The 13,251-nt window shown below is 40.3% G+C and carries 11 protein-coding genes; 5 read left to right on the top strand and 6 right to left on the bottom strand.

Annotated features, from left to right (window positions below):
- Nucleotides 1–300: 300 nt before the first annotated feature.
- Both B879_RS18110 and B879_RS18105 read right to left on the bottom strand, forming a co-directional pair.
- A complete protein-coding gene (locus tag B879_RS18110) occupies nucleotides 301–1,350 on the bottom strand; it encodes a Kelch repeat-containing protein (RefSeq protein WP_009186667.1) in 1,050 nt (349 codons plus the stop codon).
- A gap of 28 nt (nucleotides 1,351–1,378) precedes the next feature.
- The gene (locus B879_RS18105) at nucleotides 1,379–1,954 is read right to left on the bottom strand and encodes a hypothetical protein (protein ID WP_157231701.1); all 576 of its coding nucleotides are present in this window, start codon (nucleotides 1,952–1,954) and stop codon (nucleotides 1,379–1,381) included.
- 434 nt (nucleotides 1,955–2,388) lie between these two features.
- Here B879_RS18105 and B879_RS18100 point away from each other — a divergent pair, with 434 nt between their 5' ends.
- Nucleotides 2,389–2,724, top strand: coding sequence for a rhodanese-like domain-containing protein (locus tag B879_RS18100; RefSeq protein WP_009186665.1), 336 nt, complete (start codon nucleotides 2,389–2,391; stop codon nucleotides 2,722–2,724).
- A gap of 179 nt (nucleotides 2,725–2,903) precedes the next feature.
- Here the strand turns inward: B879_RS18100 and B879_RS18095 are convergent, their stop codons facing one another.
- On the bottom strand, nucleotides 2,904–5,318 hold the full coding sequence (locus B879_RS18095; RefSeq protein ID WP_009186664.1) for a penicillin acylase family protein: 2,415 nt from the start codon (nucleotides 5,316–5,318) through the stop codon (nucleotides 2,904–2,906).
- A gap of 126 nt (nucleotides 5,319–5,444) precedes the next feature.
- Here B879_RS18095 and B879_RS18090 point away from each other — a divergent pair, with 126 nt between their 5' ends.
- Nucleotides 5,445–5,870 carry a Dabb family protein gene (locus B879_RS18090; protein ID WP_009186663.1) on the top strand — a complete coding sequence of 142 codons (426 nt, stop codon included), beginning with the start codon at nucleotides 5,445–5,447 and terminating at the stop codon, nucleotides 5,868–5,870.
- A 61-nt stretch (nucleotides 5,871–5,931) separates the two neighbouring features.
- On the opposite strand, the gene B879_RS18085 is transcribed toward B879_RS18090, so the two are convergent.
- Nucleotides 5,932–6,342, bottom strand: a complete 411-nt coding sequence (locus B879_RS18085; RefSeq protein ID WP_009186662.1) for a hypothetical protein — start codon at nucleotides 6,340–6,342, stop codon at nucleotides 5,932–5,934.
- A gap of 131 nt (nucleotides 6,343–6,473) precedes the next feature.
- Here B879_RS18085 and B879_RS18080 point away from each other — a divergent pair, with 131 nt between their 5' ends.
- The gene (locus tag B879_RS18080; protein WP_009186661.1) at nucleotides 6,474–7,076 is read left to right on the top strand and encodes an alpha-ketoglutarate-dependent dioxygenase AlkB family protein; all 603 of its coding nucleotides are present in this window, start codon (nucleotides 6,474–6,476) and stop codon (nucleotides 7,074–7,076) included.
- A gap of 159 nt (nucleotides 7,077–7,235) precedes the next feature.
- Here B879_RS18080 and msrB read toward each other — a convergent pair whose 3' ends face one another.
- Entirely contained in the window at nucleotides 7,236–8,336 is a 1,101-nt protein-coding gene (msrB, locus tag B879_RS18075; RefSeq protein WP_009186660.1) for a peptide-methionine (R)-S-oxide reductase MsrB, read from the bottom strand.
- Nucleotides 8,337–8,555: 219 nt separating this feature from the next.
- On the opposite strand from msrB, the gene B879_RS18070 reads away from it, so the two are divergent.
- Both B879_RS18070 and B879_RS18065 read left to right on the top strand, forming a co-directional pair.
- Complete coding sequence (locus B879_RS18070; RefSeq protein WP_040401124.1) at nucleotides 8,556–9,134, top strand: outer membrane beta-barrel protein; 579 nt, start codon at nucleotides 8,556–8,558, stop codon at nucleotides 9,132–9,134.
- A 107-nt stretch (nucleotides 9,135–9,241) separates the two neighbouring features.
- Nucleotides 9,242–11,938, top strand: a complete 2,697-nt coding sequence (locus B879_RS18065) for a PQQ-dependent sugar dehydrogenase (RefSeq protein WP_009186658.1) — start codon at nucleotides 9,242–9,244, stop codon at nucleotides 11,936–11,938.
- Nucleotides 11,939–12,128: 190 nt separating this feature from the next.
- On the opposite strand, the gene B879_RS18060 is transcribed toward B879_RS18065, so the two are convergent.
- Nucleotides 12,129–12,995, bottom strand: a complete 867-nt coding sequence (locus B879_RS18060) for a dienelactone hydrolase family protein (protein WP_009186657.1) — start codon at nucleotides 12,993–12,995, stop codon at nucleotides 12,129–12,131.
- Nucleotides 12,996–13,251: the final 256 nt, after the last annotated feature.

The following is a 13,251-nucleotide window of genomic DNA, read 5'->3' as shown; positions in this document are numbered from 1 at the left end:
TATTTGGGTCCGTTCTTGGTCTAAAAACAGGCTTTCCCTTACTTTTCCATCTACTTCATATTGTATGGAACGGTTGTTATGGTTTAAAGAATCTGTATAAATTCTTAAAATTCTCCACCCCTTTATTTCCAAAGCCAAAGCCTTTTTTTCCATTGAACAAGAAATCTTATTTTCTATGTTATATAATGAAAAAAACAGCACTAAAAAAATTAGAACTATCATTGCTAAATAGAGTATAGCGGGATGTTTCATTTCTTTGGTTTATTTTTAATCAAGGCCTGAAATGAAATAAGAATTGCTCTATTTCATCTCAAGTTTCCACCAGTCATTTTCAAAAGTTAGAAAGTTTCTTTTATCTCCCAAACCTACATATATTGCCCCTCCCGCTTTTTGAAGTACTTTCCAGGAATAGGCCTCTCCGGGGTATGTACCCACTTTTTTCCATTCAGTAGTGGAAGGGTTATATTGCCAGATGTCTTTAAATTGCTCATTTTGTCCACTAATATCTCCTTGTTTCCCCCCTAATACATACCCCATACCCTCATTGGCAAATCCTACTGTTCCATACCTGCCTACTTCAGGGAAATCTGGTAAAACCTGCCATTGGTCAGAAGGAATATTATAGGTAAAGCAATTTTTTTTACCTATTCCACTGTTCATTCCCATTATTAAGAAGATGTTTTCTTCGATCATGAAATGAGTGGCATCATTTATGAAATCAGGTGGATTGGCTAGGGAAGTATAACTGAAATCTATTAAGCTTATAGTATAAGCATCGAAATTGTTTACAAAAATAACTTTATCGCCTATCAAGGTGGCGTTGCCTCCTATTAATCTGGGTTGATCTGAAAAATCCGCCACTTTTTCCCAGGTATCAGTAGAAGGATCATAAGCATGCACTTCACCCACATCTATATGATTACAAGGAGTGTCTATTTGTTCGCATACTATTTTTTTTCCAAATAGAACATATCCTATTCCATTATAACTGATAGCATCTCCATCACTGAATGGCCCTAAGGGGAAAGGGGCTTTTTCTTCCCAAGTATCATTTTGAATATCATATTCCCAAAAATCGCTTAAGTACTTCTGTCCTGACTCATCCGTTCCAAATCCTGTCCCCACATATATTTTGTTATCGATGGCAAAGGAAAAGGCCCTCTTCCTTCCTGGAGTAGGCATTGATTTGGACTTTGAAAATGAGAGTACTATTTCTTCTTCTTCTTCTTCTTTGGGCTTTTCTAAGGATGGTTTATCATCTGGAAGATTGTCTACAGATGGTTTCTCAGGCTCAGTACAATAGGAGAGGATTAACCCCAATCCTACTATCAGTATCAATTTGTTTTTCATAATACGCTCTTTGGATGGCTTACTAAAGCTAAATTATAGCCCCTGACCTGAAACTTCCTTCAATGTCTATAATTCTTATTTCTGGATTTTCAGTTACCTCCATGAGCCTCACTTTACCTTTAAAGGTACCTTCAATTGTAAATTTAATAGGGTCGTAGTTTTTTAGGGTTACCTCAAAGTCCTTCGGTTGCTCATTGTAATAGGAGAAATTTCGTAAGTAGTGCCTGAAAGGTTCTCCTGGTAGGACACCGGTCACAAATGGATCTGAGGTTTTACCAATTGTATTTAGATCTGTGATCTTCAAAATCACACAGGCTTTTTTTCCTGAGGAATTGGTACAGCCTTTTTGAATATTGAATTCCAAGGTTTGATTGGAAAATATGATGAAATTTCCACCAACTCCCGGAAGGTATTCATTCATGTCCAAAACATCTGCGGTATGATATCCATCAGGCAGTTTGTAACTGTACTCATAATCGACCCCATCAATTTTAACTTTGATAAATAAGGTGTCATCTGGAATAGTTTGATTTACCTCCTCTTTCTCTACACAAGAAAAAGAGACTGATAAAATGACAAAGAGAAGAAATAATGCTTTTTTCATATTCAATTTTTTGTGAATGTATTTCTTAGGGAGCAAATAAAAAATACCCATCAATGGGTATTTTTTATTTGAAAAAAGAATAGTATGTTTCAAGATTTTTCTAGATAAAATCGACACAAAACCAATAACTTATATATACTTAAAAAAGGGTTTTGAAGGACGTAAGAGGACTTTCAAACCAATTTAAAAATAGCAAATTAGTTGATTGAAAATACGGGAAATATTCTTCTGTTTTTACCCTAAAAAAAAGTTGAAAATTTTTAAGCTCTTCCAGTTTTTTCAGCTGCAAATGCTCATTGAGTACTGTTGTAATTTACCTCCCTTCCATGATACATTTGAAAGTGGTTTTAAGGCATTGCCTGCTTCTATGTGATCAAGGTTACTTTTTCTAATTCCCAACTGTCCTACTTTTGTAAGGTAAACCAATAAGAACCATGTTTAACTTCTTTAGAACAAAACCAAAAAACTATACAGACCTCTCCAATGAGGATTTCAAAACAGGGATGACAGCAAAGGATGCCGTCATCATTGATGTGAGGACAGCTGGAGAATTTCATTCCGGAAAAATCAAGGGAGCCAGAAATATTGACTTGATGGGGCCTGGATTTATGGGGCAGATCCAAAATCTGCCAAAAGATAAAAAATACTACCTCTATTGCCGAAGTGGCAACAGAAGTGGACAGGCTTGTGAAATCATGGCAGATATGGGCTTTGAAAGCACCCATAACCTTGCAGGTGGGATCATGTCCTGGCCTTATGAGGTAGTGTAAAAAAATTATTGATTGGGTTAAATGGTTAAAAATCCACCTTACAGTCTGTAGGTGGATTTTTTTTGCTTCTTCCGATTAATTTTTTATTGGTCCTTCAGATCTCCTGGCATAGGTAGCTATCGATATTCCCAAAGGCCTGAAGGGCCGATCATTAATCCTATCAGTACTTCTGTCCCAAATCAATTTGGCATCAAGACCAGTTTCCCAACTCCCATTTTTTCGACCTGTGCTTTTCCAAAAGGCACCACAAAAAAACCGTCATTGGCCCACAATTCAAATAGGTTTTTATAAAAAGGACTTTCCGGATCTCCGGATTGACCTGGTGTATTGATGCCCAGCGTCCTTTCCCAGTCTCCGGTGTCCACTACAATCCTAAAGGATGCCCCAGAGGTGTTGTTGTCCCCATAGGCATTGGCTGCAGGGGTAAAGCTATAGCCACCACGGGTTAGGGGACCTGCATCCAGTTTTTCTCTCCAGGTTTCTGATAGCGCCAGACTCATCGGGTGTCTGACCAAAGCATGTTTGTAATTTTCCTGGCCGTATTGCCATTGGCTTTGATTGGTGCCTAATTTTTGCTCCAATTCATTTACTGCCGCTTTAAAGCTATTGGAAAGCCATAAATCCCTTTGTTCTGAAGCCTTTTCAGAAAAAAGTTTTTCCGGTGTTTCCACCCATTCAATCACCCTGCTCATGGATATGGCACCAACCAGGTCCTGTACCTCATCGGGAACAGCTAATGCCTTACTGCTCTCTCTCAATTTCCTTTCCCACATTACATAAATGCCGGCCGAAATGGAAGACTTCTCCAGTCTGTAATCCCAACCTTTCAAATAATTTAATGCTGAAATGTAGTTGCCTTCCTCAAGCTTTAAGTCCAATAAATAAGGCAGTAACTTTCTGGCAGGCAATGCCAGATAATCATTTTGTAAGGCCCCCATTTCTTCCAAACTGAATTTACGGCCTTCTGCCAAGACTTCCCTGATCCTATCTCCCCGAAACGGATCTGCCCATTCATAGCCAATGGTATGTTGATAAGGATAATCTTCAGGTGTCACATTTTCATTGGCGGTCACAAAAAAACCGGTTGCTGGATTGGTGAGGTGAGGGCGTTCTGTAATGGGCTGGTAGCCCTCCCAGTCCATACTGCCATCTCCCAATGAGACCACCAAACCGGAATGGCTGTTTCTGATGGGGTTGATGCCAGTGGCCTGCCATCCTATATTTCCCTCTTTATCAGCCCAAACCATATTTTCGGCAGGAATATGGTTGAAGCCACAAGCTTCTCTGAATTCTTCCCAAGTTTTGGCCTGATCCATGCGCAAACTCGCTAAATAAGGTGCTCCTCCAGGTTCCAGCCAGGCACATTCTACTGCAACCGCTTTGTTCAGGTCTTGGTCAATAAAGGTTACCGGACCATGAACCGTGTAATAATGGGTCACGATTTCATCGGCCCGTCCTTTCACTTTGATCGTATCCTGGACCATGGTCATATCTACCCAATTCCCTTTGTAAAAATATTGCGTCGGGTTGTCCGGATGAATGTCATAGACCCTCAAGTCTTCATTGTCCGTTTCAAAAATGGTCAAGCCCCAAGCCCCGTATTCGTTGTGCCCAATGGAAATGCCCGGTATGACGGGTTCTCCTGCACCTACCACATTCCAGCCGGGGGCATGCAGCCCGACCCAATAGCGTAAAGAAGGAATAGCATGCAGTCTGTGAGGGTCATTGGCCATAAAAGGGAACCCACTTTCGGTAAACTCACCCGAAATCACCCAATTGTTACTACCGATATTGAATTTTTCCATTTCTAAAGTTTCCTCCAATTCATTCTTGTATGCCTTACTTTCAGCCAAAAAACTTAAGCTTCGGTTTCGAAATTCGGGAAGCACATCCTCCGGATGGAATACAAATCCTGCCCTGAAGGCATCGTAAGGCGCCAAAATATCTTTGAACAGTAACTCATGGGGAATTTCTGCTGGAAGATCCAGGTTGGGTTCATTGGGGTGAAAATGGTAAAAGGCCTTGGCCTTTTCAGGACCAACTTTGCTTACAACCCTGCTGTATTTCAGCTCATCCTGAACATTTTGGAGTAAGCCCTGATGCCTGGATATAACCACTTCCCATGTCCAGAATCCTGGTAAAATATCCAGCATTTTGAATTCAATTGGAAGGCTTTCAGGTTGCTCCCGAGCTTCCTGAATATAAGCATTTACACCGGCCACAAAGGCATCTACAATTTGTTCCCCCTTGGGGTGATAATGTTTTAATTCTTTGTTTTTTTCACCTCTAAACTGAAAGAGCCTTACCCCTCTATCCCTTTCCAATTCTCTAGGTCCAAGAATTTCGGCCATGGTGCCGGTAGCCCTTCTTCTCCAGATTTCAAATTGGAATAGGCGGTCTTTGGCCGCTAAATAGCCTTGACTGAAGAATAAGTCTTGTTCATTTTTGGCATAAATATGGTTGATACCATTGTTGTCCCTGATCACTTCCACTTCATCTTGTAAACCTCTCACTGCCAATTGCTGGGCATAGGAAGAAAAGAAAGCGAAAAAGAAAAGGAAGAATATCAGTAGAAATCCGTATTTAAGTTTCATAGGCGTATTTTGGCTAAATGATGCATTAAATTTTGAAAAAATAAATAAATACCCATTCAAAATTGTATAGACGGTAAATAAAAATCTGTTTTCTTTTGCATATTTCGGGTCAAAACCTATTGAGCTATGAAAAAAACATTCCTGTTATTCCTGCTTCCCCTCTTAGTAAGTATGGCATGCCAATCTCCCCAAAAAGAAATCGTTGTAGAAAAAATTATTGAAAAGAAAATTACCAACATGGATCCTGCCCTAAGACACGTGGTGTTGTTCAAATTCAAAGATGAATCATCAGAAGAAGAGGTACAGAAAGTCGTTGATGCTTTTATGGCTTTGAAATCAAAAATCTCTGAAATTGAGGATCTGGAATGGGGGACCAACAACAGCCCAGAAGGCTTGGATCAGGGGTTTACCCATTGTTTCTTTGTTACATTCAAATCGGAAGCTGATCGTGATATTTACCTTCCTCACCCTGAGCATAAAGCCTTTGTGGAAGTACTGGGCCCACATTTAGATAAAGTTTTGGTTGTCGATTATTGGGCCAAGCGGGATTAAGGTAAAAAAAAAGAATAGTGTTTTTGGGCCTTTATACCTCAAAGACCCAAAAACACTAAGTCTAATCTCTGTTTGCTGGAATATCCCGGTTACCTCCGCCTTCTCTTTCACCGATTTCTATGACTTCAAATACGATAAAGCTGGAGGCTCCACGCCAAGGTAGAGGATTTAAGTATTCTCTATACCTCAATTCTACAAATTTCCCACCGGCCCTTTCCAATTCCAAAGCCACCTCGTCACCAATGGCACTGAACCGGAATTCATTGCTCTGTAGGGCTCCTGCCGTAGGACTTTGGAATCCCTCCTGTACTATCCTTCCTTCCCAGGTTTTGAAGACATAGCCCTTTTTCTCGAAGTAGTTTAAGGTTCCGCCTTTCACGCCTTCGCTAAAAACAAAATAATATCGCCAATAGACCACCCCGGCCAAAATAAAGGCAAGGAAGATCAGGCTGATTACAACGTATTTTTTCATGGAAATTAATTGTTGTTTAATATGCGATTTTAAAAATTTTAGACAGGTAATTTCCGATAATAGTAGCAATTAAACAATAGGTAAAAGGAATACATTCTCAACCATAAAGATTAAAAACAGTTTATTCATTGATGAATATGCAATCAATAGGAAGCGGTGAGAATTTACTGCCGGAAAAAGGTGAGGTGTTTTACTATCCCTATTTTTTTGATAAGAGCCAAAGCAATATATTCTTGGAAAGATTGATCAGGGAAATCAATTGGAAACAGGAGCCAATTTGGATGTTTGGAAAGCAGGTGATGCAGCCCAGGTTGACAGCACTTTACGGGAATGAAGGAATATCCTATGGCTATTCTGGTATTAAAATGGAGCCTCATTCCTGGAATCCACTGCTTATGGAAATCAAAGATGCTATAGAGAAAGTGGCCCAGACGAGCTTTACCCATGTGTTATTGAATTATTACAGGGATGGACAGGACAGTATGGGTTGGCACAGGGACAATGAACCCGAACTTGGATTGAATCCGGTGATCGGCTCAGTCAGCTTTGGTGTCCCGAGGAAATTCCAGTTTAGGCAATATCATGACAAAACTGTCAAAAAAGAATTTCTTTTGGAACATGGCTCCTTCTTATTGATGAAAGAGGAGACCCAACACCACTGGGAGCATCAAATTCCCAAAAGTAAGAAGGTGCATGGCCCAAGGATTAACCTCACTTTTAGAAGGATTCAATAAGTGAGTGGGGGCACTCATTTGGTCAATGCTTCTCGAAATTTGAAATTTGGATAGGCGATAAAATAGGGATTTCAAATCCTCATTATCAAGGTTCGGAATTTCAAATCCCAAATAGCGGTGTTATCAAGGTTTGGGATTATAAATCCCGATCAACGGATTTTAATCCAGTAGCCAAAGCCAAGCGCCATAACCTTCTTTTTCCATTTCCTTTTTTGGAATAAAACGCATGGCGGCAGAATTCATGCAATACCTCAAATTGGTAGGATCAGGTCCATCATTGAAAACATGCCCCAGATGGGAGTCTCCCAGTTTGCTCCGGACTTCCACACGGACCATGCCGTAGGAAGAATCTGTTGGTTTGTCAATTAACCGGGCATCTATGGGTTTGACGAAAGAAGGCCAACCGGAATAGGATTCATATTTGTCTTTAGAAGAAAACAAAGGCGCCCCCGAAACAATACAGACATAGATACCAGTCTCCTTATTGTCATTGTATTTATTGGCAAAAGCCCTTTCAGTGGCCTCATGCATGGTCACATCATACTGCAGTTTGGTTAACCTCTTTTTCAGTTCTGCATCTGATGGTTTGGTGTATTTTTTCTCCAAATCCACCGGCCAATGTTTGGCAATAAAAGCATCCCTACCTGAGCCTCTTCTATAAGCATAATATTCTGAGGGATTTTTTAAATAATAATCCTGATGGTATTCTTCTGCAGGGTAGAAATTGCTGTATTTGATTATTGGCGTGACAATGGGCTTATCAAAAACCTTTGCCTCTTCCAACTTCGTCAATGATTTTTGTGCTTCATTCTTTTGGGTATTGTCATGGTAAAAAATGGCTGAACTGTACTGAAATCCCCTGTCATAAAAAGCCCCCCCTTCATCGGTTGGGTCAAACTGCTGCCAGAAAATGTCCAAAAGTTCCGAATAAGAAATGATATCAGGATCATAAGTAATTTGTACCGCTTCTCTGTGACCTGTTTTTCCATTGGACACCTCTTCATAAGTGGGATTTTTTTCTTTTCCACCGGAGTAACCTGAGATGACAGCAATCACCCCATCGATGCCTTCAAAAGGAGCTTCTATACACCAAAAACAGCCACCTGCAAAGGTTGCCAATGCTTTCTTCCCTGGATAATCTTCCGGATTGGTATAATTGATTTTTTCTTCTTGCTTGTTTTCTGATGAACTGCAGCTGAATGGGGCAAGACTAAATAAGGAGAAAAGTACCATTAAGAGGATTTTATCAACTTTTTTCATGCTGTGTTTACTGGTTTTGAAATTTTTGTTACAAATGGGCACAGTTTTAGAATATACCAACATAGTTGGATGTTTGATCCTTTGTTTTTGGGACTTCACCGAAGTTACCAAATCATAATAAGTAACCCAATTTTGCGTACAGGTGTTTGGAATAAAGTGATTTATTCCAAACTATTATCCAAGTTTTGTCCGTTAATTAAACTGTCAATTTATTTATCCATGAAAATTATCTTAAAATCAACCGTGCTGATATTGACTTTTCTGGTATTCAGTCAAATGGTCTATGCCCAATCCGGTAGTGGGCTTGGGATTAAAGGGGGGCTCAATTACAATTCGAATGGGAAGTATTTCAAAGATGCTGAAACCATTTGGGGAAATCCAATGAATAATTTGGGTTATCATTTAGGTTTTTTTGGAAAAGTCAATGCAGGTCCCATATTCTTAAGGCCTGAACTGAATTACACCCGATTGCAGTCTGAAATCAATAATTCCATTCTGAAAACCCAGCGGTTAGATGCCCCTGTACTCGTCGGAATCAATTTATTAGGGTCTTTGCTGAATGTTTTTGCGGGTCCATCTTTTCATTACCATATTGAAGATCAACTGATGGCAAATGACTATGATAAATTCAATGCAGGATATCAGTTTGGTATTGGGTTAAATCTGGGTAGGGCAGGCCTTGACCTCCGCTATGAGCGGGTACTCAATGGCCAAACTGTCAATATAGATAATGTTTTTACCGGGCAAGGTGATTTTAGGTTCCAGCAACTGATGCTAGGCTTGTCATTTAGGTTCTAATTCGTACTTTATTTACCACTCATTCAAATCTCCTCACCTTGGGGAGATTTTTTATTTTTTCTCACCTTTTATTTTTTAAATTGGAAGGTTGAAGTTAATCAATCACCATGAAAATTACCCTCAAGCTTTCCTTTCTCTTTATCCTGATCATGTCTTCTTGTAAGCGATCAGAAGAAAAATATGTTTTTGAAAAACCGGACGAAACCAGGTTTACCAAGATCACTTTAGTTGAAAAACTGGATGAGCCCATGGAAATTGAGGTGCTCAAGGATGGCCGGGTATTATTTATTGAGCGTAAAGGAAAAATCCGGATGTATGAACCCGAAATCGGTTCAGTAAAAGACATAGGCTTTATTCCTGTATATTTTGAGGCAGAAGATGGTTTGCTGGGACTTGCCAAGGATCCTGATTTTTACAATAACCATTGGATCTACTTGTATTATTCTCCAGAAGGCGGAGAAAGTATCAATAGGTTATCCAGGTTTACTCTGGTAGATGACATTATGGATATGGGATCTGAGATCGTGATGCTTGAAATCCCCCAGTTCCGTGGTTGCTGCCACAGTGGTGGATCCATAGAATTTGATAGTCAGGGTAACCTATACCTATCCTTAGGGGATGATACCACTCCTTTTGAATCTGACAATTACAATCCGATTGATGAAAGGCCGGGTAGACCTGGAAATGTAGATGCACAGCGCAGTTCCTCTAATTCCAATGACCTAAGAGGAGCTATCATTAGAATTAAGCCCCAAAAAGATGGTACTTACACCATTCCGGAGGGGAACCTTTTTCCTGTTGGAACACCTGATACAAGACCTGAAATTTACGTCATGGGCAACCGCAACCCTTTTCGTATTTCAGTGGATCCCAAAAATGGCTATTTATACTGGGGCGAGGTAGGTCCTGATGCCCAATTTGACAGTTTGGGTAGAGGGCCAAGAGGCTATGATGAGGTAAATCAGGCGAAAAAAGCCGGGTTTTTTGGCTGGCCCTATTTTATAGCAGACAATAAGCCTTATTGGTACTATGATTTCGAAACGCAGGAAAGTGTTTTTGAGTATGATCCCCAGGTTCCTGTTAACAACTCTCCCAATAATACTGGGGTCAAAGTCCTTCCTCCTGCTCAGGAAGCCATGATATGGTATCCATATGCCGATTCGGAGGAATTTCCTATGCTGGGTTCGGGAGGTCGAAATGCTATGGCAGGTCCGGTATTTTATCATGATCTTTTCCCCAATACAGAGGTAAAATTCCCCAAATATTATGATGGAAAACTATTTGTCTATGACTGGATGAGGAATTGGATATTTACCGTGAGTTTTGATAAAGAAGGGAATTATACGGGAATAGAGGAATTTATGCCAAGTACCCGTTTTTATAAACCCATGGATATGCAATTTGGGGCTGATGGGTCGCTTTACGTTTTGGAATACGGCACCTATTGGAGTGCTCAAAATGACGATTCAGGCATTTATAGGATTGAATTCAGTGCAGGTAACAGAAAGCCTGTGGCCAAAGCTTCCGCTGATCAGCAGCAAGGTGCTTCGCCATTTACAGTAAGGTTTGATAGTGATGGAAGCTTTGATGTAGATGGGGATAAACTCAGTTTTGAATGGGATTTTTATGGGGATGGCTCTGAGATTTCCAACCTTCCCAATCCTGCTTTTACTTTTCAAAGAACAGGGGAGTTCAAAACGACCTTAAAGGTCAAAGACGGGGAAGGTTTAGAAAGTCAGGTAATGATTCCGATTTCAGTGGGCAATCAACCACCGAATGTGGAAATAGAATGGCAGGGAAATAGGAGCTTTTATTGGGGAAGAACCAAAATGCCTTACAGGGTCAATGTGGATGACCAAGAGGATGGCAGCCTGGAAACCGGCGATATTTCTCCTCAGGAAGTAACCGTGACCTGGGAGTTTTTGGAAGAGGGTTTTGATAGGGTGCTGGCTGCTGAAGGACATCAGCAAACAGAAAGCTCTGCCTCACTTATTGGGCAAAACTTAACCATCAAAAGCGGATGCAATGCCTGTCATGGAGTGGACAATGCTTCTGTAGGGCCGAGTTACAAGCAAGTCGCTGAACACTACGAAACCAATCAGGAGGCAGCCACCTATTTAGCTGAAAAAATTATACAAGGAGGTGGAGGGAATTGGGGAGATAGGCTGATGCCTTCCCATGCCCATTTGCCGGAAAAAGACATTGGTCTCATGGTGGATTATATCCTTTCCTTGTCGCCTTTATCTTCGGTAAATCAGAAAAACAAGATGGACGTGGCAGGCTTAGTACCTTTTGATAGACATAAAGATAGAGGTACTTATATTTTGACTGCTTCCTACAGGGATAAGGGAGCCAATGACATTGCACCAATATTGAGAAGGGAGCAACTCATTTTAAGAAACCCACTGGTATTGGCCGCAGATGCGGATCTGTTTGAGGGGACTGCCAAAGCCAATTTTGGAGATTCCCGGGTAATCAAATTTACTGAAAACCAATCTTATATTGGATTTCAAAATATTGATTTGACGGATATAAGACAACTTACCCTTTCCATTGATCCCAATAGAAGGATGGGCTGGTTTGAGCTCCGTCTTGGAAGTTTGGATGGCCCCGTTATTGGAAAAACTGAAGTCATCGGAAATCAAAACAGACCGGAAAACAGCAAGGGAAGGTGGTTTGATGTCAAGTTGCCCATTCAAAGCCAGGAAAAGAGGGCTGACCTTTACCTGGTATTTCAGACCGAAACAGGTGTGGATATTTGGAATTCCTTCTTTTTGAATACCCTTTATTTTAAGAGTCCGTAAATTATGGATTTGTTCATTTCACTAAGCTTGGTACTTATAACTGCAATTACTTTAAAAGTTTAATAATAAAATGGCCCAGGGTTCGAAAACCTGGGCCATTTAAGTTTGATAGTTGATTTTTGGAAACCCCTTCTGTTGACTAATATTACTTTTTGTCAATAAGTCATTAAGGATTTGGTTAAGATTAATACTACCTGAATTTTCCCTGTAAGTATGTCAATGCCATTCCATAAGCTTCCTTGGTAGCTGCTTTATCATGCCTTGGATTAGAAGGGTTTGCAAAACCATGTACCGCATCAAATATTTTATATTCCAATTCTTTTCCGGCAGCTTCCATGGCGATGGCAAACTCCTCAATCACTGCCTTGGAAATGTATTCTTCAGTGGCAAAAAGGCCTAGAACATCTGATTCCAAATAGATCAATTGGTCTACTTCACGAATGGGCATGCCATAATAAATGATGGATCCGATGTTTTGATGTCCTAACAAAAGGGCGGATTTCAAAGACCAAGCGCCTCCAAAACACCAACCTACATTCGCGATTCTTGCCTCAGGCCCCGCAAACTTTCTTCCTGCCATCACGATATTCTCCAGTCTTGTTTCATTTGTACCCCTCATAAATGTGCCAGCCTCCTGCGGATTAGAGGTAACTTTGCCATCGTACATGTCCAATGCCAATACATTGACACGTCCCCCTAAATCTTGGTAGAACCTATCTGATTCTTCCTTGATATTGTCATTCAAACCCCACCATTCCTGGAACACGAACAACCATTGGTTGGAAGGTTCTTTGGCTTTGATCAAATAACCGGAGGCATTTTTTCCATCCGCAGCAGGGAATGAGACCATTTCTCCAAGTCCTTCAAAATCAAATGGAATCGGCGCAGGATGAAAATCTACAAATTTCGGATCATCCAAAAATGCCATCATTTCTGATGGGCCAGTATGGCAGATGGTGATTTCTTCCGTTTCATTTTCTATGGATTGGTTTTGGGAAAAAAACATTCCCATAAGCCCCATGAATAGGATTGAAATATAAAGGCTGGTTTTTAGCATGGTTTTTTATTTGATTTAACTGTCAATATTTTTCTTTGTTAAAGAGATGATCATTTTTTATCAAGACCTCAATGATATGTAAATAATCAATCTAAGATAAGCAATTCAAAAAGGAGCTAAAATACCAGTCAACCCTTTTAATCTCCGATCGTGTCGGATTTTTTGGTATGCTCGTAAGCGTACACTAAATTGAGTACATGAAAAAATTCGTTCTTATGAAAAGATTATATACGCTGTTGATTTGCTTGGGATGGCT

The organism is Cecembia lonarensis LW9 (assembly GCF_000298295.1).
Lineage (GTDB): Bacteria > Bacteroidota > Bacteroidia > Cytophagales > Cyclobacteriaceae > Cecembia > Cecembia lonarensis.
This window is presented reverse-complemented; position numbering and strand designations above follow the sequence as displayed.

What these genes read in the sequence shown, in the direction of transcription:
- B879_RS18090 (WP_009186663.1), top strand. Translation starts at nt 5,445, where the DNA reads ATGAAAAAAACATTCCTGTTATTCCTGCTTCCCCTCTTAGTAAGTATG.
- B879_RS18070 (WP_040401124.1), top strand. Translation starts at nt 8,556, where the DNA reads ATGAAAATTATCTTAAAATCAACCGTGCTGATATTGACTTTTCTGGTA.
- B879_RS18085 (WP_009186662.1), bottom strand. Translation starts at nt 6,342, where the DNA reads ATGAAAAAATACGTTGTAATCAGCCTGATCTTCCTTGCCTTTATTTTG.
- B879_RS18105 (WP_157231701.1), bottom strand. Translation starts at nt 1,954, where the DNA reads ATGAAAAAAGCATTATTTCTTCTCTTTGTCATTTTATCAGTCTCTTTT.
- B879_RS18060 (WP_009186657.1), bottom strand. Translation starts at nt 12,995, where the DNA reads ATGCTAAAAACCAGCCTTTATATTTCAATCCTATTCATGGGGCTTATG.
- B879_RS18100 (WP_009186665.1), top strand. Translation starts at nt 2,389, where the DNA reads ATGTTTAACTTCTTTAGAACAAAACCAAAAAACTATACAGACCTCTCC.
- B879_RS18095 (WP_009186664.1), bottom strand. Translation starts at nt 5,318, where the DNA reads ATGAAACTTAAATACGGATTTCTACTGATATTCTTCCTTTTCTTTTTC.
- B879_RS18065 (WP_009186658.1), top strand. Translation starts at nt 9,242, where the DNA reads ATGAAAATTACCCTCAAGCTTTCCTTTCTCTTTATCCTGATCATGTCT.
- B879_RS18080 (WP_009186661.1), top strand. Translation starts at nt 6,474, where the DNA reads ATGAATATGCAATCAATAGGAAGCGGTGAGAATTTACTGCCGGAAAAA.
- B879_RS18110 (WP_009186667.1), bottom strand. Translation starts at nt 1,350, where the DNA reads ATGAAAAACAAATTGATACTGATAGTAGGATTGGGGTTAATCCTCTCC.
- msrB (WP_009186660.1), bottom strand. Translation starts at nt 8,336, where the DNA reads ATGAAAAAAGTTGATAAAATCCTCTTAATGGTACTTTTCTCCTTATTT.